25 protein-coding genes and 1 pseudogene are annotated in these 25,704 nt (G+C 66.7%); 8 read left to right on the forward strand and 18 right to left on the reverse strand.

Annotation, left to right across the window (positions count from 1 at the left end):
- Positions 1–5 precede the first annotated feature (5 nt).
- The 4 genes from QRN53_RS17540 to QRN53_RS17555 form a co-directional block, all read right to left on the reverse strand.
- Complete coding sequence (locus tag QRN53_RS17540; protein WP_285245093.1) at positions 6–497, reverse strand: RpiB/LacA/LacB family sugar-phosphate isomerase; 492 nt, start codon at positions 495–497, stop codon at positions 6–8.
- Complete coding sequence (locus QRN53_RS17545) at positions 494–2,239, reverse strand: dihydroxyacetone kinase family protein (RefSeq protein WP_285245094.1); 1,746 nt, start codon at positions 2,237–2,239, stop codon at positions 494–496. Before QRN53_RS17545 ends, QRN53_RS17540 begins: the two co-directional genes overlap by 4 nt.
- 32 nt (positions 2,240–2,271) lie before the next feature.
- Positions 2,272–3,045, reverse strand: a complete 774-nt coding sequence (locus tag QRN53_RS17550) for an SDR family NAD(P)-dependent oxidoreductase (RefSeq protein ID WP_285245095.1) — start codon at positions 3,043–3,045, stop codon at positions 2,272–2,274.
- A 98-nt stretch (positions 3,046–3,143) separates the two neighbouring features.
- Positions 3,144–3,968: a sugar phosphate isomerase/epimerase family protein gene (locus QRN53_RS17555; RefSeq protein WP_285245127.1), complete on the reverse strand. Its 825-nt coding sequence runs from the start codon at positions 3,966–3,968 to the stop codon at positions 3,144–3,146.
- Positions 3,969–4,155: 187 nt separating this feature from the next.
- On the opposite strand from QRN53_RS17555, the gene QRN53_RS17560 reads away from it, so the two are divergent.
- From QRN53_RS17560 to QRN53_RS17580, 5 genes are all read left to right on the forward strand, one after another.
- Entirely contained in the window at positions 4,156–5,493 is a 1,338-nt protein-coding gene (locus QRN53_RS17560; protein ID WP_285245096.1) for an MFS transporter, read from the forward strand.
- Between the two features lie 36 nt (positions 5,494–5,529).
- Entirely contained in the window at positions 5,530–6,453 is a 924-nt protein-coding gene (locus tag QRN53_RS17565) for a transketolase (protein ID WP_285245097.1), read from the forward strand.
- Complete coding sequence (locus QRN53_RS17570; protein WP_285245098.1) at positions 6,450–7,460, forward strand: transketolase family protein; 1,011 nt, start codon at positions 6,450–6,452, stop codon at positions 7,458–7,460. Before QRN53_RS17565 ends, QRN53_RS17570 begins: the two co-directional genes overlap by 4 nt.
- 118 nt (positions 7,461–7,578) lie before the next feature.
- The gene (locus QRN53_RS17575) at positions 7,579–8,238 is read left to right on the forward strand and encodes a GntR family transcriptional regulator (protein ID WP_285245128.1); all 660 of its coding nucleotides are present in this window, start codon (positions 7,579–7,581) and stop codon (positions 8,236–8,238) included.
- Between the two features lie 113 nt (positions 8,239–8,351).
- Positions 8,352–8,801 carry a transferase gene (locus QRN53_RS17580; protein ID WP_285245099.1) on the forward strand — a complete coding sequence of 150 codons (450 nt, stop codon included), beginning with the start codon at positions 8,352–8,354 and terminating at the stop codon, positions 8,799–8,801.
- Positions 8,802–8,833: 32 nt separating this feature from the next.
- Here the strand turns inward: QRN53_RS17580 and QRN53_RS17585 are convergent, their stop codons facing one another.
- Positions 8,834–9,886 carry a LacI family DNA-binding transcriptional regulator gene (locus QRN53_RS17585; protein ID WP_285245100.1) on the reverse strand — a complete coding sequence of 351 codons (1,053 nt, stop codon included), beginning with the start codon at positions 9,884–9,886 and terminating at the stop codon, positions 8,834–8,836.
- Between the two features lie 168 nt (positions 9,887–10,054).
- Between QRN53_RS17585 and QRN53_RS17590 the strand changes: the two are divergent.
- Positions 10,055–11,793: pseudogene (locus tag QRN53_RS17590) on the forward strand (pectate lyase-like domain-containing protein).
- 13 nt (positions 11,794–11,806) lie between these two features.
- Here the strand turns inward: QRN53_RS17590 and QRN53_RS17595 are convergent.
- The 11 genes from QRN53_RS17595 to arfA all read right to left on the reverse strand — a co-directional run bounded on the left by QRN53_RS17595 (position 11,807) and on the right by arfA (position 21,518).
- On the reverse strand, positions 11,807–12,898 hold the full coding sequence (locus QRN53_RS17595; protein WP_285245101.1) for a HoxN/HupN/NixA family nickel/cobalt transporter: 1,092 nt from the start codon (positions 12,896–12,898) through the stop codon (positions 11,807–11,809).
- The gene (locus QRN53_RS17600; protein ID WP_285245102.1) at positions 12,898–13,728 is read right to left on the reverse strand and encodes an urease accessory protein UreD; all 831 of its coding nucleotides are present in this window, start codon (positions 13,726–13,728) and stop codon (positions 12,898–12,900) included. The genes QRN53_RS17595 and QRN53_RS17600 overlap by 1 nt, the downstream gene beginning before the upstream one ends.
- A 146-nt stretch (positions 13,729–13,874) precedes the next feature.
- Positions 13,875–14,492: an urease accessory protein UreG gene (gene ureG, locus QRN53_RS17605; RefSeq protein WP_285245103.1), complete on the reverse strand. Its 618-nt coding sequence runs from the start codon at positions 14,490–14,492 to the stop codon at positions 13,875–13,877.
- Positions 14,493–14,521: 29 nt separating this feature from the next.
- Entirely contained in the window at positions 14,522–15,190 is a 669-nt protein-coding gene (locus tag QRN53_RS17610; RefSeq protein ID WP_285245104.1) for an urease accessory protein UreF, read from the reverse strand.
- A gap of 144 nt (positions 15,191–15,334) precedes the next feature.
- Positions 15,335–15,814 carry an urease accessory protein UreE gene (gene ureE / locus QRN53_RS17615; RefSeq protein ID WP_285245105.1) on the reverse strand — a complete coding sequence of 160 codons (480 nt, stop codon included), beginning with the start codon at positions 15,812–15,814 and terminating at the stop codon, positions 15,335–15,337.
- A gap of 32 nt (positions 15,815–15,846) precedes the next feature.
- The gene (ureC, locus tag QRN53_RS17620; protein WP_285245106.1) at positions 15,847–17,589 is read right to left on the reverse strand and encodes an urease subunit alpha; all 1,743 of its coding nucleotides are present in this window, start codon (positions 17,587–17,589) and stop codon (positions 15,847–15,849) included.
- Positions 17,586–17,939: an urease subunit beta gene (locus QRN53_RS17625; protein WP_285245107.1), complete on the reverse strand. Its 354-nt coding sequence runs from the start codon at positions 17,937–17,939 to the stop codon at positions 17,586–17,588. The genes ureC and QRN53_RS17625 overlap by 4 nt, the downstream gene beginning before the upstream one ends.
- Before the next feature lie 11 nt (positions 17,940–17,950).
- Positions 17,951–18,253, reverse strand: coding sequence for an urease subunit gamma (locus QRN53_RS17630; RefSeq protein ID WP_285245108.1), 303 nt, complete (start codon positions 18,251–18,253; stop codon positions 17,951–17,953).
- An 87-nt stretch (positions 18,254–18,340) separates the two neighbouring features.
- Positions 18,341–19,345, reverse strand: a complete 1,005-nt coding sequence (locus tag QRN53_RS17635) for a LacI family DNA-binding transcriptional regulator (RefSeq protein ID WP_285245109.1) — start codon at positions 19,343–19,345, stop codon at positions 18,341–18,343.
- The gene (locus QRN53_RS17640; RefSeq protein WP_285245110.1) at positions 19,345–19,932 is read right to left on the reverse strand and encodes an HhH-GPD-type base excision DNA repair protein; all 588 of its coding nucleotides are present in this window, start codon (positions 19,930–19,932) and stop codon (positions 19,345–19,347) included. The genes QRN53_RS17635 and QRN53_RS17640 overlap by 1 nt, the downstream gene beginning before the upstream one ends.
- 59 nt (positions 19,933–19,991) lie before the next feature.
- Entirely contained in the window at positions 19,992–21,518 is a 1,527-nt protein-coding gene (gene arfA / locus QRN53_RS17645) for an arabinosylfuranosidase ArfA (RefSeq protein WP_285245111.1), read from the reverse strand.
- Between the two features lie 298 nt (positions 21,519–21,816).
- On the opposite strand from arfA, the gene QRN53_RS17650 reads away from it, so the two are divergent.
- Complete coding sequence (locus QRN53_RS17650; RefSeq protein WP_285245112.1) at positions 21,817–22,779, forward strand: ANTAR domain-containing protein; 963 nt, start codon at positions 21,817–21,819, stop codon at positions 22,777–22,779.
- A gap of 87 nt (positions 22,780–22,866) precedes the next feature.
- Here the strand turns inward: QRN53_RS17650 and QRN53_RS17655 are convergent, their stop codons facing one another.
- Positions 22,867–23,880: a LacI family DNA-binding transcriptional regulator gene (locus tag QRN53_RS17655; RefSeq protein WP_285245113.1), complete on the reverse strand. Its 1,014-nt coding sequence runs from the start codon at positions 23,878–23,880 to the stop codon at positions 22,867–22,869.
- Positions 23,881–24,021: 141 nt separating this feature from the next.
- On the opposite strand from QRN53_RS17655, the gene QRN53_RS17660 reads away from it, so the two are divergent.
- The gene (locus QRN53_RS17660) at positions 24,022–24,363 is read left to right on the forward strand and encodes a YciI family protein (protein ID WP_285245114.1); all 342 of its coding nucleotides are present in this window, start codon (positions 24,022–24,024) and stop codon (positions 24,361–24,363) included.
- Positions 24,364–24,388: 25 nt separating this feature from the next.
- On the opposite strand, the gene QRN53_RS17665 is transcribed toward QRN53_RS17660, so the two are convergent.
- Entirely contained in the window at positions 24,389–25,642 is a 1,254-nt protein-coding gene (locus QRN53_RS17665; RefSeq protein WP_285245115.1) for an aggregation-promoting factor C-terminal-like domain-containing protein, read from the reverse strand.
- Between the last annotated feature and the right edge of the window lie 62 nt (positions 25,643–25,704).

Consider the following 25,704-nt stretch of genomic DNA (forward strand, 5'->3'; position numbering starts at 1 on the left):
GCTGCTTAGCAGCCCTCGAAGTCGGTGAGGACCTTGACCTTGCCCGCGGAGGCCGACGCCGGATCGAACGTGTAGCCGATCCATTCCCTGGCGAGGCGGCGGGCGAGTTCGATGCCCACCACGCGCTGGCCCATGGTGAGGACCTGGCAGTCATTGGAGAGGATGGACCGCTCCACCGAGAAGGAATCGTGGGCTGCGGTGGCGCGGATGCCGTCCACTTTGTTGGCGGCGATGGCAACGCCGATTCCGGTACCGCAGAACAGGATGGCCCGGTCAGCGGCGCCGTCCCGGATCATTTCCCCGGCAGTGATGCCCACGTACGGGTAGGGCCTGGTGAAGTCCTCCGGCGCATCGCTCCGGTTGACGCCGATGTCGATGACTTCGCTGACGCGCGGATCGTTCCGCAGGTCAGCCAGGACCTTGTCCTTATAGTCCACGCCCGCTTCATCGGCGCCCACAATGAGCCGCAGCCCCATGGTGTTTCCTTCCGTTGTCATTGCCTGGCTCCCGCCGGAGCGGTGCTGGTGGTGGTGAAATGCGGTCCCATGACGGCGAAGACCATGGCGAGGGACGTGGCGCCGGGATCGGCCGTGCCCAGGCTCTTCTCCGCCAGCGGACGGGCGCGGCCCTTGAGGGGCAGCAGGTCGGAGGTTGCCTCCGCCGCGGCAGCGGCTTCGCGGGCAGCGTCCTGCCAGGCCAGGCCCGGCTCGGCGCCGTTGGCCACCGCGCGGCTGAACGTGGAAGCGAACGGCAGCAGCGCGTCCACCATGGTCTTGTCGCCGATTTCGGCCTTGCCCAGTTGCACGATGCGGTCCGCGAACGCCGTCACGGCGGCCGTGAGGACGGCAGCCTCGGGTGCGGAGGCGTTTCCTACCGTCTCGCCGAAGGAGCGGAGGCCGGCGCCCCAGAGGACTCCGGAGGTGCCGCCGGCTTTGTCGGCCCAGGCGTCCCCGGCCGCAGCCAGTACGTCGCCGGCACCTGCCCCGGCGGCCAACGCGGCGGATGCTGCGGCAGTGGCTGCATCCACTCCGCGGACCATGCCGCGGCCATGGTCGCCATCGCCGGCGATGGCATCCATCCGGCCCAGCCGATCCTCTGCCTCGTGCAGCAGGGAACGCGCCGCACCAATGGCCTCGACGCAGGCCACGGCGTATGCACGGGAGGCGTCCGTGGCGACGTACGCGGCCTGGTCGGCGCCGTCGTCGTCCACTTCCCGGGCGCCCAAAGCGCCCGTTTCCCGGGCAGCGGTGCCCCGACGGTACGCGGGGGTCTCCGCGGGGGCTGCCCACAGTGGTTCCAGTTCCTCATCAAGCCAGGTGACGGTCAGCGAGACGCCGGCCATGTCCAGGCTGGTGACCAGCTCTCCGACCTCAGGCATCACGATCGTGTAGCCGGCGGCGCGCAGCAGCGGCGCCACGGTTCCCCAGAGGACGAAGAGTTCCTCGTGCTTGGTCGAGCCGAGCCCGTTGAGGATCACGGCGATCCGCTTCCCGGCGGTGGGCGGTGTTTCGGCGAGGACCCGGGCCACCAGTTCGTGCCCGAGGTCCTTGGCGGAGGGCAGGTCGGTGTCGTGCAGGCCCGGTTCGCCGTGGATGCCCAAGCCCAGGCCCATCTGGCCCTCGGAAAGGGTGAACAAGGGTGATTGGGCGCCCGGGAAGGTGCACCCGGCAAAGGCACTGCCGATGGTGCGGGTGAGCTCGTTGGCCTTGCGGCCCAGGCGGACCACCTCGGCCAGGTCCGCGCCGCCCTCGGCAGCCGCGCCCATAACCTTGAAGACCGTGAAATCACCGGCGATGCCGCGGCGTTTGGCGGATTCCGACGGCGCGGCGCTGGCGATGTCGTCAGTCACCAGGACGTTCTCCACGGCGATGCCCTCGGCGGCCAGCCGTTCGCTGGCCATGCCGAAGTTCATCACGTCTCCGGCGTAGTTGCCGTAGGTGAAGACGACGCCGGCACCGGACTCGGCGGCCTTGGCGACGGCGTAGGCCTGCTGGGCCGAGGGTGAGGTGAAGATGTTGCCCACCACCGCACCGTCGGCGAAGCCCGCTCCGATCAGTCCGGCGAAGGCCGGGTAGTGCCCGGAGCCGCCGCCAGCGAGGACGGCAACCTTGGGCTTTGCCGGCCGGAAACGGCGGACGGCGCCGCCGGGAACCTGCCGGACCAGGTCAGAGTGCACATCGCAGAATCCGGCGAGGGCTTCCTCGGCGAAGTCTGATGGGTCGTTGAAGATCTTTGTCATGGTGGGGCTTTCTGGCGCTGCCGGGACGACTGCTAGTGGATGTGGCTGCCGCCGTTGATGTCGACGGTGGTGCCGGTGAGGTAGGCCGAGTCCTCGGAGGACAGGAAGGCAATCACCGAGGCCACTTCCTCGGTGGTGGCGTTGCGGCCCAGCGGGATGCCGGCGTTGATGGCTGCCTCCTGCTCCTCGGTGCTGCCCACGCGGATGTTGGTGTCCACGGCGCCGGGGGTAATGGCGTTGACGGTGACGCCGGTGGTGCCGAGTTCACGGGCCAGGGCCTTGGTGAAGCCCAGGATGGCTGCCTTGGCAGCGGAGTAGGGCACCTTGCCGAAGACGCCGCCGCCGCGCTGGGCGGACACGGAGGACATGTTGACGATCCGGCCCCAGCCGTTGTCGATCATGTCCGGCAGGAAGGCCTTGGTTACCAGGTAAGTGCCGGTGGCGTTGACGTCCATGACCTTGTGCCACAACTCAAGAGTGGTCTCCAGGAACGGGATGGGCGAGGTGATGCCGGCGATGTTGGCCAGGGCGCCGACGGGCGGGAGGTTGCCGGCGGCCACTTCGGCGGCGACGGCGGCCTGGGCGGCGGTGACGGAGGCCTCGTTGGCGACGTCGACCTCGTGGCCGAAGGCGGGGACATTGAATTCGTTGCCGATTTCGGCGGCGACCTTGGCGGACTTCTCGCCGTCGAGGTCCAGGATGACGATGCCCCAGCCGTCGCGGGCGTAGCGGCGGGCGGTGGTGATGCCGATGCCGCGGTCCGAGGTTGCCCCGGTGAGGACGGCGGTGCGCTGGATGGTGGTCATGGTGGTGCTCCTTGTAATTGTTCTTGTGTCGATTGCTCCGTATTTGTCGTTTTGAGGCGTCAAAACGACAAGTACGGAGCAATCGATGGAGGTGGGGCTCAGATGAGGTCGGTGATGAAGCTTGCTGCCTTGGCGGCGGCTGCCGGGCGTTCGTCATTGGTGACGTCCCGGGTTTCCAGTTCGAGCGAGAAGTGGCCGGTGTACCCGTCGGCGGCCAGGCGTTTCAGGCCACCGGCGAAGTCGGCGTCCCCGTTGCCGATGCTGAGGTTGATGTTCCCCGGCACGGCGTCCCTGAGGTGGACGTGGCTGATGCGGCCCTGGTGCCGGTCCAGGTAGGCCTGGATGTCCTCGCCGGCGGCCACAATGTGGCTGAAGTCCATGACGATTCCGACGCCGGAGCCCGCGAGGCGGTCCGCCAGGAGTCCCGCGCGCTCCAGGTTCCAGGAGAACCGCAGGAAGTGCAGGGATTCGGTCCAAAGTTCGACGCCGGACTCCGCCGCCCGCCGTCCCGCACCGATGAGCTGGGCGGCTACGAGGTCCAGGTCCTCCTCGACGCTCCGGACCGGGGTGTGGTCCAGGGCGCCACAGGGAAGCACCAATGCCTTCGCACCGATCTTGGCGGTGAGCGTAAGCAGGGCGTCAAGGTGGCGGTCCCGCGCAGCCTGGCCTTCGGCGTCGAGCACTCTGTTCAGGTCCCCGATGTCGCCGTTCACGGAGCGGACCCGCAGGCCGGACGCGTTGACTTCAGCGGAGACTGAGTCGACCGCCGCAGGGCTGAGCTCGTACGGCACATGGTCGCAAACGCCGGGCAGGGCGCCCAAGTCGATCTCGTCGAACCCCAACCCCTTCATGGTGTGCAGGGCGCTGCCCAGCTCCTGGTGCCGGAAGCTGATGGAGGAGCACCCGAGTCTGGAATGGAACATCATTGATCCTCTGGTTCGTGCCGAGCTTTAGTGATGGAGACCACAATAGCTTCGGTAACTGTCAACAGTCAACTCCGAAAGTTGACTGTTGACAGTGAAAATGATCTGGGTCACACTGGGGTCGTATCATTTGTTAACAGTCGACAGCGGCGGAACTCCTCCAGCCGCTTTTCGAAAGGGAACCACCATGAGCAAAGATGCTCTGACCATGCGCGGGCCGGTCCACGGCACCAAGGACGCCCGGCGAGTTGCCATCGGATCCGGCGTGGGGGCCGTCATCGAGACGTATGACTTCATCGGCTTCGGCACCGCTGCCGCACTGTACTTCGGCACCGCATTCTTCCCAGGAACCGATCCCGTGACGGGCACCCTCGCTTCCTTCGCCACCCTCGGTGTCGGCTTCGCTGCGCGCCCTCTCGGCGGCATCATCGGCGGGCACCTCGGTGACAAGGTGGGCCGCAAGCCCGTCCTGGTTGCCTCGCTGATCCTGATGGGCCTGGCCACGTTCGCCATTGGCCTGCTCCCCACCTACGCGGCGGTTGGCCTGCTGGCCCCTGCACTGCTGGTGTTCGTCCGCATCGTCCAGGGCCTGGCCTTCGGCGCGGAGTGGGGCGGCGCCATCCTCATGAGCTACGAGCACGCCCCCTGGAAGGCCAAGGGCAAGTACACCGGCATTGTCCAGGCCGGCTTCCCGGTGGGCCTGCTGCTGGCCAACCTGGTCTTCCTCTTCAGCGTCCAGCTCGGTAACGAACTGGCCTGGCGGATTCCGTTCCTCGCCAGCATCCTGCTGGTCATAGTGGGTCTGGTCATCCGTTCCAAGGTCCCCGAGTCCCCGGTCTTCGACGAGGTGAAGGACAGCGGCGCCATCGTCAAGGCCCCCATCGTCGAGGTCATCAAGACCGACTGGCGCAACATCGTCAAGGGCATCGGCCTGCGCATCGCCGAGACGGCCGGCTACGCAGTATCCATCACGTACATGATTTCCTACCTCAACAGCCAGCACCTGGCGGACAAGACCCAGACGCTGATCGCACTCTGCATCGCCTCCGCCATCGGCATCTTCGCCACGCAGGCCTGGGCAGCACTGACGGACCGCATCGGACGCCGTCCCCTCTACGTGTGGTCCACGGCGTTCGCAGCCCTGTTCGCCATCCCGATGTTCCTGCTGGTCAACACCGGCCTTTTCATCGCCATCATCCTCACCATCGTGATCTCCTACGCCGTGTGCCAGAACTCGCTGGCCGGCGCCCAGGGCGCCTGGTTCCCGGAGCTCTTCCAAGCCAAGACCCGTGCGTCCGGCGCCAGCCTGGCCTACCAGATCTCGGCCATGGTCTCCGGTTTCACCCCCTTCATCACCACCCTGCTGTTCGTCAGCTTCGGCTGGATGGGCCCCGCGCTGCTCTTCGGCGCCTACGCCTTGATCGGACTCTGGGCCGCCGTCGCCACCCGGGAAACCTGGGGCAAGCGGGAACGCGAACTGGCTGACGAGGCCACCAAAAGCACCCCGAACACCGTCAACGCCTGAATGACCACCACGCACAAAACGACCACGGAGCCAGCAATGCCTACAGACACCGTCCAGGACGCCCCGCAGGGACAAACACTGCAGGGCCAACCACTGCAGAATGCGGTAACTCCAGAACGGCTGGAGAAGATCAGCGCCGCCGCGTACCGGATCCGGCACCACGCCCTTAACATGGGCGAGGTGCAGGGTCAGGGGTATGTGGGCCAGGCCCTGGGAGCCGCGGACATGCTCGCCACGGTGTACGGGGACCAGTTGCGGTTCCGCGCCGAAGATCCGCACTGGGAGGCCCGCGACCGGTTCCTGCTCTCCACCGGCCACTACGCCATTGGCCACTACGCGGCGCTGGCCGAGGCCGGGATCGTCCCGGTGGAGGAACTGGAAACCTACGGCTCGGATGACTCCCGGCTGCCGATGTCCGGGATGTCCACCTACACGCCCGGCATGGAAATTTCCGGCGGTTCGCTGGGCCACGGCCTGACCATCGCCGTCGGGATGGCGCTGGGCCTGCGCTACCAGGGCTCATCCGCCCGGGTGTTCAACTTCCTCTCCGACGGCGAGCTGGACGAAGGCTCCACCTGGGAGGCGGCGATGGGCGCGCACCACCACCAGCTGGGCAACCTGACCGCCATGGTGGACATCAACGCCCTGCAGGCGGACGGCAAGACCGACACGGTGCTGCGCACCGAGCCCGTCACCGAGAAGTGGGAATCGTTCGGCTGGTACACCCAGCGGGTGGACGGGAACGACGTCGGCGCGCTGCTGGCAGCGTTCGACAACGCAGCTGCCCAGGCCGCCGCCGTCGGACGTCCGTCCGTGATCCTGTGCGACACCAAGGTGGGCCGCGGCGTTCCGCTGCTGGAAGACCGCGAGAAGGCGCACTTCATGCGCATCGAAGAGAACGAATGGCAGATCTGCCGCGAGCAGCTCACTGCCGGCTACGAAGGAAAGGCTTCAGCATGAGCACCACCACGACGACGGCCACACCCGCCAAGCCCAAGCTGAAGACCTCGGCGATGATCGCCTCGTTCGCCGACCCCGGCCAGAAGACCTCCAACGCCCCGTTCGGGCATGCCCTGGTCAAGGCCGCCCAGGAAAACGACAAGATCGTTGGCCTGACCGCGGACCTGGGCAAGTACACGGACATGCACATCTTCGCCAAAGCCTTCCCGGAGCGGTTCTTCCAGATGGGCATGGCCGAGCAGCTGCTCTTCGGTGCAGCCGCGGGCCTGGCCGAGAGCGGGCTGGTGCCGTTCGCGTCCACCTACTCGGTGTTCGCCGCCCGCCGCGCCTACGACTTCCTTTGCCTGGACGCTGCCGAGCCGAACCTGAACGTCAACATCGTGGGCGGACTGCCCGGCCTGACCACCGGGTACGGCCCCAGCCACCAAGCCACCGAGGACATGGCGATCTTCCGCGGCATGCCCAACCTGACCATCGTGGACCCCTGCGACTCGGTGGACATCGAGCAGGCCATCCCGCAGCTCGCGGCGTCGGCAGGCCCCACCTACCTGCGGCTGCTGCGTGGCAACGTGCCCACCGTCCTGGACGAGTACGGCTACACGTTTGAACTCGGCAAGGCCAAGGTCCTCCGCGGGGGCAGTGACGTTGTGTTCATTTCCTCCGGCCTGATGACCATGCGCGCCCTGCAGGCAGCCAAGGCGCTGGCGGCACACAACGTGGAAGTCGCCGTCGTGCACACCCCCACCATCAAGCCGTTCGACGCCGAAACCGTCCTCAAGGAGGTCAACACCGACCGCTTGGCCGTCACCCTGGAAAACCACTCCGTGGTGGGCGGCCTGTTCGAAACCGTCGCCTCCGCCGTCGTCACCGCGGGCGTGGGCAAACGCGTGGTACCAATCGCCCTGCCGGACCAGTTCCTGGACGCCGGCGCCCTGCCTACGCTGCACGACCGCTACGGCCTGGCCGTGGACAGGATCGTGGCCAAGGTCCTCGCCGAGCTCGGCTAAAGGCACGCGGATGGAGAAAGCACGGCACCGGTCCTGCGCCGGCGCCGTGCTTTCTGCCGTACTATCGAAATCACTACCGACTGTAAACAGTCGACTTATGACATTGAGGACAGAAGCCATGGCCGGACTCACCGCCCCGCTGCTGGGACTGGAAAAGAAAAGCCTGCGCGAGCAGGCGCTCTCGGCACTGAGGACCGCCATCACCAGCGGTGAGCTGGAACCCGGCCGGCACCTCGTGGAGACCGAACTGTCCGAGATGCTGCAGATCAGCCGCGGCACCCTGCGCGAAGCCCTCCGCCAGCTGGAGCAGGAGGGCCTGCTGTCCGCCGGTCCCCGCGGCCGCCTCTCCGTCAGGCACCTGGACGAAAAGGAAATCCGGGACATCTACTCGGTCCGTGCAGCCCTGGAGTCACTGGCTGCCCGGACCCTGTGCGAGCTCCCGGACCGCCAGCATGTCACCGAGTCGCTGCACCAGGCCATCGACGCCATGACTGCGGCAACCGGCGGGACCCTTGAAGAACGCATCGAATCCGATCTCGAGTTCCACCGCACCCTCTGCCGGCTCACCGGCAACGAAACCCTCCTCCACTCCTGGGAATCCCTGGAGGGCTCCATCCGCATGTCCATCATGTTCGCGGGCCTCGAAAAGGGCGTCAGCAACATGAGCGTGGACCGCCACAAGGACATCGTGGCCGCCATCGACACCGGTGACGCCACCCTGGCGCGGAAGACCATCCTGGAACACATGGACACCGCCGCCGCCAACCTGGTGGCGTGACACCCCGCGGCGGCACCAATCGCGCCGTGCATGCGCTTATTTGGGAATCCTCAAAAGCTCCCGGCCGTTAACCTACTGTGCGGTAGAGTGCCGCAGCGTTAACGAGGGACGGTATGACCGCAAAGTTTGTCTCAGTTGAGGACGACGCCGGGAAGGTCACCCGGTATGCCCGCCACGACAATGGCGGTGGCCTCATTGCTCCCGGAGCCAAGGTGGCGGACAGCGCCCGGATTGGCCCCATGACCTACATCGAACACGGCGCCCAGGTGGGCGCAGGCTGCCTGATTGGCCATGGCAGCTGGATCGACCGGGATGCCATCATCGGCGACCGGACCGTTATTGGCGACGGCGTGCACGTCGGCCGGGGCACCGTCATCGGCTACCGGGTCCATATTGGCAGCCACTCAAGGATCGGCTCGAGCGTCCTGATCGAGCACGGCGTCCACCTCGATACCGACAGCACCGTGCCGGACGGCAGTGAGGTGCTGGCCGGGGTCCACTCACGCCTGGCGCGGGCAAAGCGCCGGCCGCACCGCAAGGCAAAAGGCGGCCTGGCTGCCTGAACCGCCCCTGATGCCCGGTCGAAAGCCAGGGGTCAGCCGGCCGTGCTTCCGCGAACCACCAGTTCGGCCGGGTAAATCACCGGTTCCAGCTGCTGCCCGGGGTTCCCAATGGCGCCGATCAGCAACTGCGCTGCTGCAGCGGCCATGTCCGTCATCGGGTGGGCAACCGTGGTGAGCCCCAGACCGTTCGCGGCAAGGATGGCACGGTTGTCGAACCCCACCACAGCAATGTCCTCCGGCACCCGCCGCTTCATGCTCCGGACCAGGTCCACAACGCCAAGCGCCATCAGGTCAGAGGCAGCAAAAACACCGTCCAGCTCCGGTGACCGGGCCAGGAGGCTCTTTGCCGCGTCCGCGCCGCCCGCCGTCGTGAAGTCCCCGTAGGCGACAGGTCCGGGCGGCAGGCCGGCCTCTTTGAGCCCCTGCCTCCAGCCTTCCAACCGGTCGACGGCGGCCGTCATGTCGCTGGGGCCGGCAACAGTTCCGAGATGGGTGCGGCCGAGGCCGGCCAGGTGCCGGGCAGCCAGCCGGCCGCCCTCGAAATTGTCCACGTCAACAAAGGGAAGTTCCGACTTCCTGTCCCACGGCCTGCCGATGAAGACGGTGGGCACCCCTGTGGAACCCAGGGTTTCCACCCAGTCATCCGAGCGGTGGTGGGACACGACGATGGCCCCGTCAACATGGCCTCCGCCCAGGTAGCGGAGGGTCCGGGAAGAATCATCCCCGGTCCGCGACATCAACAGCACCAGCTGCAGATCGGTATCGCGCAGGGCCTGGTTGACTCCGGTAACCACGGCCGCGAAGTACGGGTCCATCATGACGCGGGCATCCGGTTCCGGGATGACCAGCGCCACCGATCCCGCCCGCCGGGTGACCAGTGTCCGTGCTGCGCGGTTGGGGGTGTAGCCCAACTCCAGGATCGCAGCGTCGACGGCGGCCTGCGCCTCCGGGCTCACCCTGGATCCACCGTTGATGGCCCGGGAGGCCGTGGAGCGGGACACCCCGGCAGCCCTGGCCAGGTCCTCGAGCGTCGGAAGCGGCCGCGTCGCCCTGGCCGCTGCAGGCTGAATGGTCTTTTGGTTCACTCCACAGACATTACGACACCCGGAGGGCATGGGAGCGCTTCCGTCAACCCTTGATGGGCCGGAAGGGCGGTGCTAGTCTTCCCGGATGGGAGCGCTCCCACCATCCGATCCATAGCTGCCCGCTGCAGCTGACGGGATCGTCCAGCTCACCGAATGACAGGACCAGCAATGCCGCTAGCCCCTTGCCCTGATCCATCCCGACCCGCCCCGGCACAACGCCGGCACCACCCCGGTACTGTTGCCGCCGGCGGGACCGCTCCTGCCATGGCAGCGCCGTCAGCGCCGTCTGCAGCATCGGCGCAGCAGGCTCCCTCCTCGCCTCAAGCTCCGCCCCAGGCCGCCCAAAACCCCTTCGGGCCCAAGGTCTACGTCTTCGATCCCAGCATGCCGGTGGCGCAGATCCAGGCCACCGTGGACTCCATCGCCGCCCAGCAGGTGGACGACGAAATGGGGACCAAGCGGTACTCCCTGCTGTTCAAACCCGGTACCTACGGCACTGCCGCGGAACCCCTGATCGTCCAGGTTGGCTACTCCACCGAGGTGGCGGGACTTGGCGCCGCACCCACCGACGTCACCATCAACGGCCATGTGGACGTCTACAACCGCTGCCTCACCGCGGACAACTGCATCGCCCTGGACAACTTCTGGCGGTCCCTGTCCAACCTCACCATCAACGTCACGGGCCTTGAAGGCTGCCGCAGCTCCGCCAATTTCTGGGCGGCGTCGCAGGCCTCCCCCATGCGGCGGGTCAACATCACCGGCGGCAACCTCTCCCTGATGGACTACTGCACGGCAGGCCCGCAGTATGCCAGTGGCGGCTTCATTGCGGACTCCAAAACGGGAGCGATGATCAACGGCTCCCAGCAGCAGTACCTGGTCGGCGACAGCAGCATTGGGAGCTGGTCCAACGGCGTCTGGAACCAGGTGTTCTCGGGCGTGAGCGGCGCACCAGCAGACTCCTTCCCGAACCCGCCGTACACCACGTTGGCCAAAACCCCCATCAGCCGCGAGAAGCCCTACCTGACCGTGGACCCGGCCGGCACCTCCTGCTGACCCCTGGCGTCTACGACGTTGACCAAAGCATCGACGTCAAGCGGGCCAACACGGTTGTCCTTGGCCTGGGCATGACAACACTCACCGCCGTCAACGGATCTGTTCCGCTGACTGTGGCAGATGTCCCTGGAGTGGATATCGCCGCGGTCACCGTGGATGCCGGCGACGTGAACTCGCCGGCCCTCATGCAAATCGGCAAGGCACGCACGGGCGGAGGCGAAGGGCCGGCCAACTCGGCCGTGCACAGCGATCCGGCCAACCCCACCACGCTCCACGACGTCTTCTTCCGCGTCGGCGGCCCCCACGTTGGCAAAGCTTCGGTCAGCCTGGAAGTCAACAGCGACAACGTCCTCCTGGACCACATCTGGGCCTGGCGCGCCGACCACGGCAATGGCGTGGGCTGGACCACCAATACCGGCCGGAACGGCGTGATCGTCAACGGCAACAACGTCACCGCCACGGGCTTGTTCGTGGAGCATTACCAGCAGTACAACGTCATCTGGAATGGCGAACGCGGCAAGACGGTCTTCTTCCAGAACGAGCTGCCCTACGACGCCCCCAACCAGGCCGCGTGGCAGCATGACGGGGTCCTGGGATGGGCCGGATACAAGGTTTCGGATTCCGTGAAGAACCATGAACTCTGGGGCGCCGGGAGCTACGTTTACACCAATGTGGATCCCACCATCCACGCCACCAGGGGTTTCGAAGTGCCGGTGACGCCGGGCGTGAAGCTGCACAGCCTCCTGACGGTGAACCTCGGTGCCGGGACGCTCGACCACGTCGTCAACAACACGGGAGCACCGGTGTCCACTGACGCCGTCGGCGTTCCCAGCTATGTGGCGGACTTCGGCTAGGACCCAGGGAGTCTCAATGATGCAGGGCGCGGTTCCGGCAGTGGATGCCGGCACCGCGCCCTGTCACTTGCCGCGGAGCGCCTTCCCCCTGCAACGCCACCCCGCCCCACACCGCAAGGAGCAGCGCCACCAGCAGCAGGCCGGCGTCGCCCAGGTCAATGGACGCCAGCCATTCAGTGACCGGGTCGTGCATGGCAAGGGCCGTGCGGACGAACCCGCCCAGCGTGATCACGGCGATGAACAAAGCGGACACCGCGGAGATGCCGGTGACAGCAACATTGAAGCCAAGCTTGCGCCTCGGATCATCCAGGGCCGAGCGGTACATCCGCATCATGGCCATGCCGTTCACAGAATCGCACAGCGTCATTGCGGCAGCGAAGGCCAACGGCAACGCGAGCAGGGCAAACGCCGGCACCCCGGCCAGGGACGCCGCCGTCGTCATCATCAGCAGTCCGATCGTGGTGGCGGTATCGAAACCCAGGCCAAACAGGAAGCCGATCATGTAGATGTTGCGCGGCCGCCGGACCTTGGACAACGGACGCGCCAGGAGCCGTGCCACCAGTCCTTGCGGCTCCAGGTCCCGCGCTGTGACGGCGGCGCCGTTCCGGGAGCGGCGCAAGGCAGCGGCCGCACGGGCAAAGGCGGAGCCGTTGAACAGCCCCATGGCCAGCAGGAACAGGCCGGAAACGCCGCTGCCGATCAGCCCCAAAACCAGGTTTCCGGCGGAACCGTCCTGCATCAGGCCGCCGGCCATGGAGGCGCCGGCGATCACCAGGACGCCTGCGAGCGTCACCACCGAGCTGTGCCCCAGGCTGAACGCGAAGCCCACGCTGACAGGGTCCTGCCGCTGGGCCACGAACTTGCGGGTCGAGTTGTCGATCGCTGCCAGGTGGTCCCAGTCGTAGCTGTGCTTCACGCCGGCCAGGTAGGCGGTGAGGACCAGGCCCCACGTGAGCGCCTGCGGTCCGTTGGCCCCCGTGTTGCCTGCGAGCAGGAGGACGACGGCGGCAGCGTGCAGCGCCGCCACCGCACCGAACGTGCACAGCACCCGGGTCCGCAGCGGCAGGGCATCCCGGTCCCGGTAGAGGGCGCCGATGCTGGTCATCAATGCTTCCTCAGGTCCAGCGGCCCTTGGCCATACCAGCGTCCGCGCAGCAGGTCGGTGCATGATCGGAGCAGGCGGTTCAGTTCGTCCGTGCTGTGGGAGAGGCTCCGCAGCACCAGGCCGGCGACTCCCGCAGCAGGGCGGGTCAGCGAGATCCCGGTCAGCGCGTCGAAGCCGGCGGTGAGCCCGTGCAGTTCGTCGGCGAGTTCCTGGTCCACTCTTGCGTCCACCACCACCAGCGAGCCCAGGTGGCTGTACCCATCCATGAATCCAAGCCCTCCGACGTCGCCGAGCGGCGGCCGGATCAGCAGGTTGTCCAAAGCCAGCAGCTGGCTGCCGCCGTCAGTTTCAACCCGGATGTCGTTCCGCAGCCGCACCTCCTCGTACCGGAAGGCGGCTCCGTCGGGCGACCAGCCGGGAGTCACAACCTCGGTCATGACCAGCGACGACGACGGCCGCAGGGTCACCGAGGTCCGTTGCCGGTAGCTGGCTTCCCGGTACGCGATGAGCTGGTCCGGCATCAGTTCCAGCCGCGCCCCCTCCCCCAGACGCACGGCCATCCGCTGCTCGGCAAAAGACCCCGGAGTCCGGTAAACCTTCGTAGCGGACTGCGTCGTCAAAAGAAGAGAGGCAGACTCCTGGACTTCGATATCCAGTAGAACGAGATCCGCCCCAAGATAAGCCCCGCCAGGATTGACGACGACATAACAAACCTGCCCTGAGTCATCGAGATAATGCGGCCGCAGAACCCTCAAGGCACCCCGGTGGTACTGGTGTTCGGCAAAGGACCGCTGCCCACGCACGGCAACCCGAAGCTCAAGCTCCCCCATTGGTGACTTTCCGTGGCTGGGTCCGGCGGCTTCACCGGATTTGGGGCCGTGCCCGCTTCGCGGTGCCCGCCACGCCGCGGCCCCAAAATCCGGCCTCGCCGCCTCAGCACATAGGTCACCTTCGTGGAGGTCCGGTGCAGCCATGTCTACTGCGCCAAATCGAGCATCAGGACGTCGTGCCGGATCCATTCGATGACGTTCTCGAGTCCCTCGTCAGTCTTGAGGTTGGTGAAGCAAAATGGACGATCGCCCCTGAACTCCCGTGAATCCTTCTCCATTACTGACAAATCCGCTCCGACGTGGGGCGCCAGGTCGGTTTTGTTGATGATGAAGAGATCGGACTTGATCATGCCTTGGCCGGCTTTGCGGGGGATTTTCTCGCCTTGGGCCACGTCGATGATGTAGATGGAGAAGTCGACGAGTTCGGGGCTGAAGGTGGCGGAAAGGTTGTCGCCGCCGGATTCGACGAAGATGACTTGGAGGTCCGGGTGCCGGGCTTTGAGTTCCTCGATGGCGGCGGTGTTCATGGAGGTGTCTTCGCGGATGGCGGTGTGGGGGCAGCCGCCGGTTTCGACTCCGATGATCCGGTCCACGGGGAGGATGCCGTTGGCGGCGAGGATTTTGGCGTCCTCGATGGTGTAGATGTCGTTAGTGATGGCGGCCATCGAGATGTCCCCGCTCATGTGCCGGGTGAGCCGCTCCACGAGCTGGGTCTTGCCGGCGCCGACGGGCCCGCCGATGCCGATTTTGATGGGCTCTGCCATGGTGTTCCTCCTGTAGGTCAAAGACTTGGTTAGCTCATGAACATGCGGGCACGTTGGCGTTCGTGCCGCATTTGCGAAATTTCCAGTCCGGGGCTGACGGCCCCAAGGTCGTCCGGCGTAAGGCGGCCGATCGTGTCGATGGCGGCAGCGACGTCGTCGTGCGCTGCCCGGAGCACCCGCTGCCCGGCATTCTGGCCGAGCGGAATGGCGCGGACGGCGTTCTGGGTGAGTGAGGTGACGGTGGCGAAGAGGTAGGCGGCGAGCGCCTCCTGCAGCGGCACCCCAAGGGAGCGGGCGACGACGGCGAACGCCAGCGGCTGGTGCCCGGCGGCCCGGCCGGCGGCCACGAGGCCCCGGTACAGATCCAGCGCCGGCGAGGGAAACACCTCAGCCCCAATCTCCAGCAACCGGCCGCCCATCTTCACGCTGGCCTCCCGGACCTGCCGCGGCAAAAGCGAAGCAGACAGCAGACCATCCAGCTCCCCCAGCTCAACACCCTCATACAGAAGCCGAACAGCCAACCCATCGGAATAGGTCAGCGACTGCGCCACAAAAGCGGACAACCACAGTCCAAAACCAGCCTCATCAGCAACAACACCGGCGTCGACATACGTCTCAAACCCAAGGGAGTGAGCAAAAGCCCCAGTAGGAAGCGCAGAATCAGTGAGCTGCTGAAGAGCAAGCTGAAAACTGCTCACCAAGCGCCTCCCAAAGGCGCGAAACCCGAGCGCCGCGAGGGATATGGGGCCGCGGCGTGGCGGGCACCGCGAAGCGGGCACGGCCCCATATCCCTCGCGGCGTCCCAAGTGGACGCACCCGCAAGAGCGCGCAGCGCGTGATAGTTAGTGGCTGTGTTCAGCATGGCGGAAAGGCACAGGCATGACGCGTTCCTGGCGGGTGTAGGGCACTGAGTTGTGGCGGAGGTAGTCCTCGACGGTGTGGTCGTAGGCGCACACCATGACGTCGGCCCCATATTCCGAGGACGAGTCAAAGAACTGTGCCTGGAGGTGCCGGTTGCCGAGGGAGTGTGCGGTGACGCCCATTTCGTGGATGCTGCGGGGTGCGATGACCAGGACGTCGGTGGGCAACACGGACACCACGATCATGTTGGTTGCTTCGAGGTGGAGGATGTCGCCGTCGCGGAGGTCGCCGGAGCCTGGGGGGAGGCGGATGCCGATTTCCTTGCCGTGGTCGGTGGTGGCGCGCTGGATGCGTTTGACCAGTTGGGCGCTGGGCAGGACTACTTTTTCCTGGTGCAGGCCGGCGTAGGCGTCGGGGTCCGGCAGTTCGTGCAGGTTGCCGAGGACTTTGTCGATGATCACGTGGGTTCTTTCGGGGTTTGGAATGCGCGGCTCTAGAACAGGAAGTAGCGCTGCGCCATGGGCAGGACGTCGGACGGCTCGCAGGTGACGTCCTCGCCGTCGACTGTCACCTGGTAGGTTTCCGGGTCCACCTGGATGTCGGGGGTGGCGTCGTTGTATTTGAGGTCGGCTTTGGTGAGGTTGCGGATGCCGGAGACGGGCCGGATGACCTTCTGGAGCCCCAATTCTTCGGGTACCCCGGCGTCGATGGCCGCCTGGGACAGGAAGGTGATGGAGGACTGCTGCATGGCCTTGCCGAAGGTGGCGAACATGGGCCGCATGGTGCGCGGCTGCGGGGTGGGGATGGATCCGTTGGAGTCGCCCATCAGTGCGTAGGCGATCTGGCCGCCCTTGAGCACCAGTTCGGGTTTGACGCCGAAGAAGGCCGGGTGCCAGAGCACCAGGTCGGCGAACTTGCCCACCTCCACGGACCCAACGGAGTCTGCGATGCCCTGGGCGATGGCCGGGTTGATGGTGTACTTGGCCACGTACCGTTTGAGCCGGAAGTTGTCACTGCCGGCGGTGCCGTGCGCACCGGCAGTTCCGTCCCCGGTGGGATCTTCCAGCATCCCGCGCTGCTTCTTCATCTTGTCCGCCACCTGCCAGGTTCGGATGATCACCTCACCCACCCGGCCCATGGCCTGGGAGTCCGAGGAGGTGATGGAGAAGATGCCCAGGTCCTGCAGGACGTCCTCGGCGGCGATGGTTTCGGCGCGGATCCGGGAGTCTGCGAAGGCCACGTCCTCGGGGATGTCCGGGTTGAGGTGGTGGCAGACCATCAGCATGTCCAGGTGCTCTTCGATGGTGTTGCGGGTGTACGGGAGCGTGGGGTTGGTGGAGGCGGGCAGGACGTTGGGCATTCCGGCGATCTTGATGATGTCCGGTGCGTGTCCGCCGCCGGCGCCTTCGGTGTGGAAGGTGTGGATCACCCGGCCATTGATCGCGCGGATGGTGTCTTCCACGAACCCGCACTCGTTCAGGGTGTCGGTGTGGATGGCCACCTGGACGTCGTATTCGTCGGCGACCGTGAGGGAGGTGTCGATCGAGGAGGTGGTGGCGCCCCAGTCCTCGTGGACCTTCAGTCCGATGGCGCCGGCGCGGATCTGCTCGGCGAGGGGTTCGACGGCGGACGCATGTCCTTTGCCGAACAGGCCGATATTCATGGGTAGCCCTTCGGCCGCCTGCAGCATCCGCTGGATGTGCCACTTTCCGGGGGTCACCGTGGTGGCCTTGGTCCCTTCGGCCGGGCCTGTTCCGCCGCCGATCATGGTGGTGACGCCGCTGGCCAGGGCGGTGGGCACCTGGTCCGGGGAGATGAAGTGGATGTGGGTGTCGATGCCGCCGGCGGTAAGGATCTTCCGCTCGCCGGCGATAATCTCGGTGCTGGCGCCGATCACAATGTCCACGTCGTCGGTGATCTGCGGGTTGCCCGCTTTGCCGATGCGGAAGATGTGGCCGTCCTTGAGCGCTATGTCGGCTTTGTAGATGCCGGTGTAGTCAAGGATGACGGCGTTGGTGATGACGGTGTCCGGGATGTCCTGGTCACGGGTGGCCTGGCCGTTCTGTCCCATGCCGTCGCGGATCACCTTGCCGCCGCCGAACACCACTTCCTCGCCGTAGGCGGTGAAGTCTTTTTCGATTTCGAGGAACAGGTCGGTGTCCGCCAGGCGGATCTTGTCCCCGGCGGTGGGCCCGTACAGGTCGGCGTACTGCCGGCGTGGAATCTCGAAGCTCACTGGTTTTTCCCTTCCGTGGCCGACGCACCCGGGCCGGTGCCGCCGTCGAGCTTTCCGTTGACGGCGTTGCTGAGTCCGTACACCTCGCGCGCGCCGGCCAGCTCGATCAGCCGCACGTTGCGGGAGTCGCCGGGTTCAAACCGGGCGGCTGTTCCGGCCGGAATGTCCAGGCGCCGGCCGTAAGCCGCCTCCCGGTCGAAGGACAGCGCGGCGTTGGCCTCGGCGAAGTGGAAGTGGGAGCCCACCTGGACGGGCCGGTCGCCGGTGTTGGTCACGGCAACGTCGATGGCCTCCCGGCCGGGGTTCGCCGTCACGGGTTCAGGCCGGAGGATGTACTCGCCTGGGATCATCGCGGCGCTCCTTAGCGGATCGGGTTGTGGACGGTGACCAGCTTGGTGCCGTCAGGGAAGGTGGCCTCGATCTGCACGTCATGGATCATTTCCGGCACGCCTTCCATGACGTCGTCACGGCCCAGCAGCGTGGTGCCGTAGCTCATGAGGTCGGCCACGGTCCTGCCGTCCCGGGCACCCTCGATCAGTTCGTAGCTGATGATGGCCACGGCCTCAGGGTAGTTGAGCTTGAGTCCCCTCCCCTGGCGGCGGCGGGCGAGGTCGGCGGCCACCACGATCAGGAGCTTTTCCTGCTCACGCGGCATCAGATGCATGGGGTTCCCTTCGACGGCCTGGGGCGTGCTGACAGCCTAGGCCGGTCACGTTTCCGCCACGTTTCAGGTCCATCATCCGGACAGATCCTAAGGTGCGGATTCCCGGATCTTCAGCTCGAACCGGGATTCCGCGTGCACGCCCTGCCCGGATGTTTCGCGCCCGCTGATCCGGTCCAGGAGCAGGCTGATCGAACGCTCGGCGATCTCGTCCATGCCCGGGGAGATGGTGGTCAGGGAAGGGGACGCGAAACGGGCCTCGTCAATGTCGTCGAAGCCTCCAACAGCCACGTCTCCGGGCACGTTGACGCCCCTGATCAACAGTTCGTGCATGGCCCCCAGGGCCAGGACGTCGTTCAGGCCAAAGACGGCGTCGAACTGCACCCCCGATGCCATCAGGGCTGCCACGGCGCCGGCCCCTGCGTCGCGGCGCCATTCAGCCGGGGCCACAAGACCGGCGTCGAACGGGACGCCCGCCTCTTCCAGCGCCTTCCGGTATCCGTTCAACCGCAGGCCCGCGGTCCCGGTGGACTCTCCGGGGTGGGCGCCGATCACGGCAATACGACGGCGGCCGCCCTGCAGCAGGTGCGTGGTCAGTGCAGCCGCGGCTTCCTCGTTCTTCATGGTGACCAGGTCGAAGCGGGGATCCATGATGTGTTCGCCGAGCATCACCAAAGGTTTGGTGCCGGCACGGGCGGCGATGGAGTCCGCGTCCAGCACCAGCGGTGTGAACAGCAGCCCGTCGGTGAGCTGACGGAACGTCCCGTGCAGGGCGCTGAGTTCAACGGACGCATCAGCGCCGGACTGTTCCACCAGCACCCGGTAGCCGCGGCGTGATGCGGCCTTCATCAACTTGGACGCCAGCTCCGCGTAATAGGGCGCCGAGAGGTCGGAGAACACCAGGCCCAGCATGGACGTCTTGCCTGAGCGCAGGCTGCGGGCGGTGAGGTTGGCCTCGTACCCCAGCTCGGCAATGGCGTCCTGGACACGCTGCTTGGTGGACGGGCGGATGAACTCGTAGTCGTTCAGGACGTTCGAGACCGTTTTGAGCGAAACGCCGGCTGCGCGGGCGACGTCGTTCATGGTGACTGCCATTAACGCTCTTTTCCTGCCTTCGCCGCCGCCTTTGCCGCCTGCTTGCTGGCCCGCACCTTGGCCAGGGATTCCGGGTCCACGATGTCCGCCACGGACAGGTAGGAGCCGTCGTCCCCGTAGTGGCCTGCCGCTTCCCGCCACCCGGGCGCCTGCAGGCCGCGCTGCTTGCCCAGCAGGGCCAGGAAGATCTTTGCTTTCTGCTCACCGAAGCCGGGGAGTGCCTTCAGCCGCTTCAAGACTTCTGCGCCGTCGGGCGAGCCCTCGGTCCAGATGGCTGCGGCGTCGCCGTCCCAATCGTTCCGGACCGCTTCGGCGAGCGCCTGCACCCTGCCGGCCATGGATCCGGGAAAGCGGTGGACGGCGGGCCGTTCTTTGAAGATCTCAACGAACTCCGCCGGATCGTGCCCGGCAATGGCCTCGGGCGTCAGGGTGCCCATCCGGCTCCTGATCTTTTCCGGTCCGGCGAAAGCCGATTCCATGGTGACCTGCTGGTCCAGCAGCATGCCGGTCAGCAGGGCGAAGGCGTCCTCACTCAACAACTTGTCCGCGGCGGGATCGCCCGTGATGTGCAGTTCCATGCCGTCCATCCTCCCACCTGCGGGCCGTCGTCGTCATAAGTGCGCCGCCGCCCTTGCGAGCGGCCCGGTCAGGCCTCCACGGAGAGCCGGATCATGGACCAGGACACGGCCGGAAGCTCGGCCGTGAGGCGTCCGCCGTCGGCCTTGACCGTGACGTTCTCCGCCGGCAGGACGGAGCTGGAATCATCCGCGCCGGCCTGCCAGTACGGGTCCTTGTTGGAGTAGGTCAGCGCCTCGATGACCCGGACATTCCCCAGGCCGGCGACGGCGGCGTCGAGGGCGAGTGCCCCGGCGGCCGAGCGGTTGACGGCGAACACCACGGCCTCGCCCTTTGCGGCGTCATAGGTGGCGACCGCGGACAGTGCGGCAAAGTCGGCGGTCGTGCCGCCGCTGACCAAGGGGGATTCGACGGCGAGCTGCAGGACCGTGCCGGACGCGTGCCGTGAAGTCAGGGCGAAGGGGTGGAAGGTGGTCTGCTTCCAGGACCGGCCGCCGGGTTCGGTCATGATGGGGGCGATGACGTTCACCAGTTGCGCGAGGCTTGCCGAGTGGACGCGGTCCGTGTTCCGGAGCAGTGTGACCAGGAGGTCCCCCACCACCACGGCGTCGGCCACCGTGTAGGTGTCCTCCAGCAGGACCGGAGCTACCGGCCAGTCGTTGCCGCCGGGGACCTTCGATTCGCCACGGCTCATGTGCCAGACGTTCCACTCGTCAAAGGAGATGTTCACCTGTTTGGTGGACTTCTTAACCGACTTCACATGGTCGATGTGGCTGACGATGTCGCGGATGAAGGCTTCCATCTTGTGTCCGGCGGCGAGGTGTTCCTGGAGGTCGCCGAAGTCTTCGAAGTACTGGTGCGCGGAAACCAGGTCCACCACGTCGTAGGTTTCGGTCAGGACCACGCGCTCCCATTCGCCGAACGTAGGCATGGTGGGCCCTGAACTGCCGCAGGCCACGAGCTCCAGGCCCGGATCGATCATGCGCATTCCGCGGGCGGTGTCCGCGGCCAGCCGGCCGTACTCCTGGGCGTTCTTGTGCCCGATCTGCCAGGGGCCGTCCATTTCGTTGCCCAGGCACCACATCCTGATGCCGTAGCCGTTGGGGGCACCGTTGGCGCGGCGCTGCTCGGAGAGGGCGGTGCCGCAGTCGATGTTGCAGTACTCCAGCAGGTCAAGGGCTTCCTGGACGCCGCGGGTGCCCAGGTTGACTGCCATCATGGGTTCCACGCCGGCCTTGGCGGACCACTTGGCAAACTCATCCACGCCCACGGAGTTGGGATCGGTGGAGTGCCAGGCCAGGTCCAGCCGGATGGGCCGCTGGTCCACCGGCCCCACGCCGTCCTCCCAGCGGTATCCGGAGACGAAGTTGCCGCCGGGGTACCGCACCGTGGAGACCCCCAGTTCACGGGTCAGCTCCAGGACGTCCTTTCGGAAGCCGTCCTCGTCGGCATCGGGGTGTTCCGGCTCGAAGATCCCGGTGTACACGCAACGCCCAAGGTGTTCAACGAAAGCGCCAAAGGTGCGGCGCCGGACCGGGCCTACGGTGAAGGCGGGATCGATGGTGATCGTCGCCGGGGTGGATTCTGCTGGGGTCACGAAAACATCCTTGTCTCAGATTTTTACAACGTTATAGAAGTATTCTTTGGGGTTCCGCCGGGCGAGTCAAGGGATGGCCACCGCCGCGGGCTGCCGGGTCCGTCGCGGCCGGGCCGGATTCCACCTGCGGCAATGCACCCAGGGGTGCCGCCGGAGAGGATTCCAAGTAATCCCCAATCCTAAAAACAGGTATCAACTACGCATTCACCGGGGCCCGCCTGGCCACTAGGTTTTTCCCAGAGGCAATACCAGTTCTCGCTTTCGGTATTTGGCTCACTAGGGGGGTGTGGGACTGGCAATGAATGCTCCACACGCAGGCACAGATTTCCCGGTCCACAGCGCCCGGGTACTAAACGGGGCCGGCGACGAGGAGCCCTTTGAGACCAAGGGCTCTCCCCCAGCCGTCGCCGGCCCTCCAGCCCCATCGGGCGCGCGCAGGGGCAGTTCACTCATCTCTGCCCCTGCGGGCGCCCGGGCAAAACCACGGCTCGAAGACCGCCGGAATCCGGCCCTGCTGCTGGACCTGGTCAGCGGCACGCAAACTCTCTCCGACTCCCTCGATCTGCTGGCGGCAGCGTCAGCCGGGCATATTTGCAGAACCGCGGGGATCGAGGTGGGCTGCGGAGCAGTGCTGCGCCAGCCCAAGCGGAGTCCGGCAATTTGCGGCACCACCGACGAGGTCCGCAGCCTGCTCGGCTGGGAACTCGAGGCATCGGAGGGGCCCGTAACCGATGTACTGGCCGGAGGCCACCCGGTGGCGGTCCTTCAACGGAACGGCGACTTCCGCTGGCGGCGGTACTCCAGCCGGCTGCAGTCAGCCGGGTTCGGCAGTGCGCTGGCGGTGCGGTTCCAGCTGGACCCGGGGCTTTCGACCCCGGGGGCGGACGCTACGGAGGGGGCCGGCCCCGGCGGGATCATTGCGGCCCTTGCTTTCTTTGCGCAGGACACGAAAGCATTTCCGCTCCAGGTGATCGCCGAAGCCCGCGGTTACGCCGCACTGGCGGCCAGGAGCCTCCAAATGGCCATCAACCTGCACACCGCCCGTTCCCTCGCAACGGACCTCCACTCGGCCTTGGACAGCAGGACGTCCATCAACGTTGCCTGCGGCGTCATCATGGCCCAGAACAGGTGTTCCTATGAGGAGGCGTTCGCTATCCTCGCCAAGGCGTCGAGCCACCGGAACATCAAGGTCCGCAAGGTGGCTGAGGACATCCTGGAGCGCCTGCCCAAAGGCGCTCCGCCGCCGCATTTCGGCCACTAGGTGTACTGAGTACAACTAGGAGGGGCCTCGCCGAAGCCCGCCGCGGCGCGGGGGCCGGGGTCGGAAGGCAAAAGCCAACCGCAGTCCCTACGCCGGAGCCGCGGTGCTGGCACGCAAAACCAGCTCTGCGGGGACCACGGTGGAACTCACGGGGGCACCGGATTCGATTTCCTTGAGCATGATGTCCATGCAGCGCCGCCCCAGTTCTTCGAAGTCCTGCCGGATGGTGGTCAGCGGCGGGGTGAAGTACCCCGCTTCCGGCTGGTCATCGAAGCCCACCACGGAGACGTCGTCGGGCACTTTGACCCCCGCTTCCGTGAACGCACGCAGCAGGCCCAAGGCCATCTGGTCGTTGCCCACGAAGATCGCCGTCGCCGTCATGCCGGACGCCAGCCGGCGGCCGATGGCGTAGCCGCTTCCGGCGCTCCAATCCCCCTCCACCAGCAGGGAAACGTCCAGCCCGGCGTCCCGGAGCGCTGCCCGCCACCCCTCGGCGCGCTGGGCGGCGTCCGTCCAGCCGGACGGCCCGGCCACATGGCCAATCAGCCGGTGGCCCTCCTTGATGAGATGTTCGACGGCGAGCCTGGCCCCGGCGCGCTGGTCCACCATGGCGCCGCTGACGGCAGCGCTTCCGGCGGATCCAACCGCAACCACAGGCACGGGAAGGTCCATCTGCTCAAGGACGGCCAGGGTTTCCGAATGGGGCACCAGCACGGCGATCCCGTCCACCGCCTGGTCCATGAAGTGGCTCACGGCATTGGCGAGCGAATCCGGGCCCACCTCGCGCAAGGCGGCGATGCTGACGAAGTAGCCGGCTTCCCGGGCCGCTTGTTCCACCCCCAGCAGGGTGTTGGCGGGGCCGTACTGGGAGAGCTCGCTGGCCAGGACGCCGATGGTCTGCGAGCGCCGGGTGACCAGGCTGCGCGCGGCAGTATTGCGCCGGTATCCCAGCTCGGCGATGGCCGCCTCCACCTTTTCACGGGTGCCCTTGCTGACGTTGGGGTGGTTGTTGACCACCCGGGAAACCGTCTGGTGGGAGACGCCGGCCAGCTCGGCCACGTCTTCCAGGCGCGGCATCCGGCCCTTGCTGGTTTTTGCCATGTGCCTATTCTGCCTGCTGGTGCCGCTGCGCCTGCCGTGCCGCGTTGCGGATCCCGCCGGCGTCGGCCCCGGATGGTTGCGCTGCCCCTGCCGGCTGGCAAGGATAAGGGGATTCCCCTCTGCACCGAAGGAGCCGGCACCGTGACCAAGTATCTGATTTCGTTTCCCAGCGGCGCCATGGACATTCCCGACGGCGGCCTGCAGCAGGTTGCCGATGCCGCCCACGCAGTGGTCCAGGAGGCAAAAGAGGCAGGCGTATGGGTTTTCGGCGGCGGAATTGACGAAAGTGTCCCGCCGGTCATGGTGGATGCCGGCGGAACCGTCACGCCGGGCACGTACCCGCAGACGGCACGGATCGAAGGAGGCTACACGGTGCTGGAACTGCCCGGCCGTGACTCCGCACTGCACTGGGCTGCGAAGATCGCCGCCGCCTGCCGCTGCGCCCAGGAAGTGCGGGCCTTCCAGGACGACCCCACCAGCTGACGCGCCGGCCAACCTGTCCGGCGGGTCAGTACCAGTTGTTGGACACCTCGTGGTCCCAGGCTCCGCAGGGGGAACCATAGCGGGACGCGATGTAGCCGAGCCCCCAATTGATCTGGGTCCGGTAGCTGGTCAGCCAGTCGGCTCCGGTGGAGGCGTATTTTTCCGGCGGCAGGGCCTGCGCGACGCCGTAGGCCCCGCTGGAGGGGTTCGTGGCGTTGGTCATCCAGCTCGATTCCTGGTTCCACAGCTTCAGCAGGCAACCCATCTGGTCGCCTCCCCAGCCGTGCCCACCGAGCTGGCTGGAAGCGTACGCCTGTGCGCCCGCGGGGTCGTTGACGGCCCCGCCGGGGACGTTGGGCTGCAGCACATCCTGCTGGGCTTGGACCGGCGCCGCCGGCGCTGCTGACGCGGCGGCCTGGGCCGCCGCCGCCGCGGCCGCTGCCGCTGCCGCTGCCGCTGCCGCTTCAGCTGCGCGCCGTCGGGCCTCCTGCTGCGCCTCGTAGGCAGCCTGGGCTTCGACGCCGGCCCGGTAGTTCTGTTCGACGGCGGCGCTGGTGTCTTTCAGGTCCGCGAGTTGCGCCGTGAGCGTGTCACTGTACTTGGCTTCCTCGGACACCTTTTGCTGTGCGTCCCGCTGGGCGTCCTGCGCGGCACCGAGCTTGGCCTTGGCGTCGTCGGCGAGCCGCTGGTTCTCCGCCGCCACCACCGCCTGCTGTGCGTCCAGGGATGAGGCGGTGGCTTCCGCGGCCCGCGACATGTTGTAAAGGTCCGTGGTCCGCTGGGTGACGATCTGGACGACGTCCAGCTTCTGCAGCCCGTCATCGCTTTGCAGGGTGTCCATCATCGACACGGCCCCCAGGTCGTTGCCACCGGTGATGTAGGCCTGGGCGGCAAGGGCTCCGGTTTGTTTCTTCAGTTTCGCTGCGGCGGCGTGGGCCTCGGCGGTCTTGTCCCGCAGGCTGGTGAGCTTGGCCGTGGAGGCATCCAGCGCACCGTTTGCCAGGGCGTAGGCCTGCCCGGCTTTGACGGCGTCGGCGCCGCGGGCCGTGGCCTCCTGCTGCAGCCCGTCCAGCAGCGTGTTGATTTTCTGGATCTCGGCGTTCTTGGCATCGACGTTGCCCTTGGCAGCCTGCACATCGGCCCACGATGGGTAGCCGGACGGCGGGGCATCGTCGGCGCTGGCCATCGGCACCACTGCCATCACCATCAGGGCGGCAGCCGTCAACGCCGCGCAGATTTTGCTGGCGCGTACGGTGAGTGGGAGTGTAAACCGGCTCATGACCCTTCGAGCCTACTTGCTGGGGCCCGGACATCCGGGACAGTTGAGGGGGTGTTGCGGCA

It is taken from the genome of Pseudarthrobacter sp. fls2-241-R2A-127 (assembly GCF_030209355.1).
Taxonomy (GTDB): domain Bacteria; phylum Actinomycetota; class Actinomycetes; order Actinomycetales; family Micrococcaceae; genus Arthrobacter.

Coding starts and splice junctions, on each gene's coding strand:
- QRN53_RS17540 (WP_285245093.1), bottom strand. CDS start 497: ATGACAACGGAAGGAAACACCATGGGGCTGCGGCTCATTGTGGGCGCC.
- QRN53_RS17545 (WP_285245094.1), bottom strand. CDS start 2,239: ATGACAAAGATCTTCAACGACCCATCAGACTTCGCCGAGGAAGCCCTC.
- QRN53_RS17550 (WP_285245095.1), bottom strand. CDS start 3,045: ATGACCACCATCCAGCGCACCGCCGTCCTCACCGGGGCAACCTCGGAC.
- QRN53_RS17555 (WP_285245127.1), bottom strand. CDS start 3,968: ATGTTCCATTCCAGACTCGGGTGCTCCTCCATCAGCTTCCGGCACCAG.
- QRN53_RS17560 (WP_285245096.1), top strand. CDS start 4,156: ATGAGCAAAGATGCTCTGACCATGCGCGGGCCGGTCCACGGCACCAAG.
- QRN53_RS17565 (WP_285245097.1), top strand. CDS start 5,530: ATGCCTACAGACACCGTCCAGGACGCCCCGCAGGGACAAACACTGCAG.
- QRN53_RS17570 (WP_285245098.1), top strand. CDS start 6,450: ATGAGCACCACCACGACGACGGCCACACCCGCCAAGCCCAAGCTGAAG.
- QRN53_RS17575 (WP_285245128.1), top strand. CDS start 7,579: ATGGCCGGACTCACCGCCCCGCTGCTGGGACTGGAAAAGAAAAGCCTG.
- QRN53_RS17580 (WP_285245099.1), top strand. CDS start 8,352: ATGACCGCAAAGTTTGTCTCAGTTGAGGACGACGCCGGGAAGGTCACC.
- QRN53_RS17595 (WP_285245101.1), bottom strand. CDS start 12,898: ATGACCAGCATCGGCGCCCTCTACCGGGACCGGGATGCCCTGCCGCTG.
- QRN53_RS17600 (WP_285245102.1), bottom strand. CDS start 13,728: ATGGGGGAGCTTGAGCTTCGGGTTGCCGTGCGTGGGCAGCGGTCCTTT.
- ureG (WP_285245103.1), bottom strand. CDS start 14,492: ATGGCAGAGCCCATCAAAATCGGCATCGGCGGGCCCGTCGGCGCCGGC.
- QRN53_RS17625 (WP_285245107.1), bottom strand. CDS start 17,939: ATGATCCCAGGCGAGTACATCCTCCGGCCTGAACCCGTGACGGCGAAC.
- QRN53_RS17630 (WP_285245108.1), bottom strand. CDS start 18,253: ATGCATCTGATGCCGCGTGAGCAGGAAAAGCTCCTGATCGTGGTGGCC.
- QRN53_RS17635 (WP_285245109.1), bottom strand. CDS start 19,345: ATGGCAGTCACCATGAACGACGTCGCCCGCGCAGCCGGCGTTTCGCTC.
- QRN53_RS17640 (WP_285245110.1), bottom strand. CDS start 19,932: ATGGACGGCATGGAACTGCACATCACGGGCGATCCCGCCGCGGACAAG.
- QRN53_RS17650 (WP_285245112.1), top strand. CDS start 21,817: ATGAATGCTCCACACGCAGGCACAGATTTCCCGGTCCACAGCGCCCGG.
- QRN53_RS17655 (WP_285245113.1), bottom strand. CDS start 23,880: ATGGCAAAAACCAGCAAGGGCCGGATGCCGCGCCTGGAAGACGTGGCC.
- QRN53_RS17665 (WP_285245115.1), bottom strand. CDS start 25,642: ATGAGCCGGTTTACACTCCCACTCACCGTACGCGCCAGCAAAATCTGC.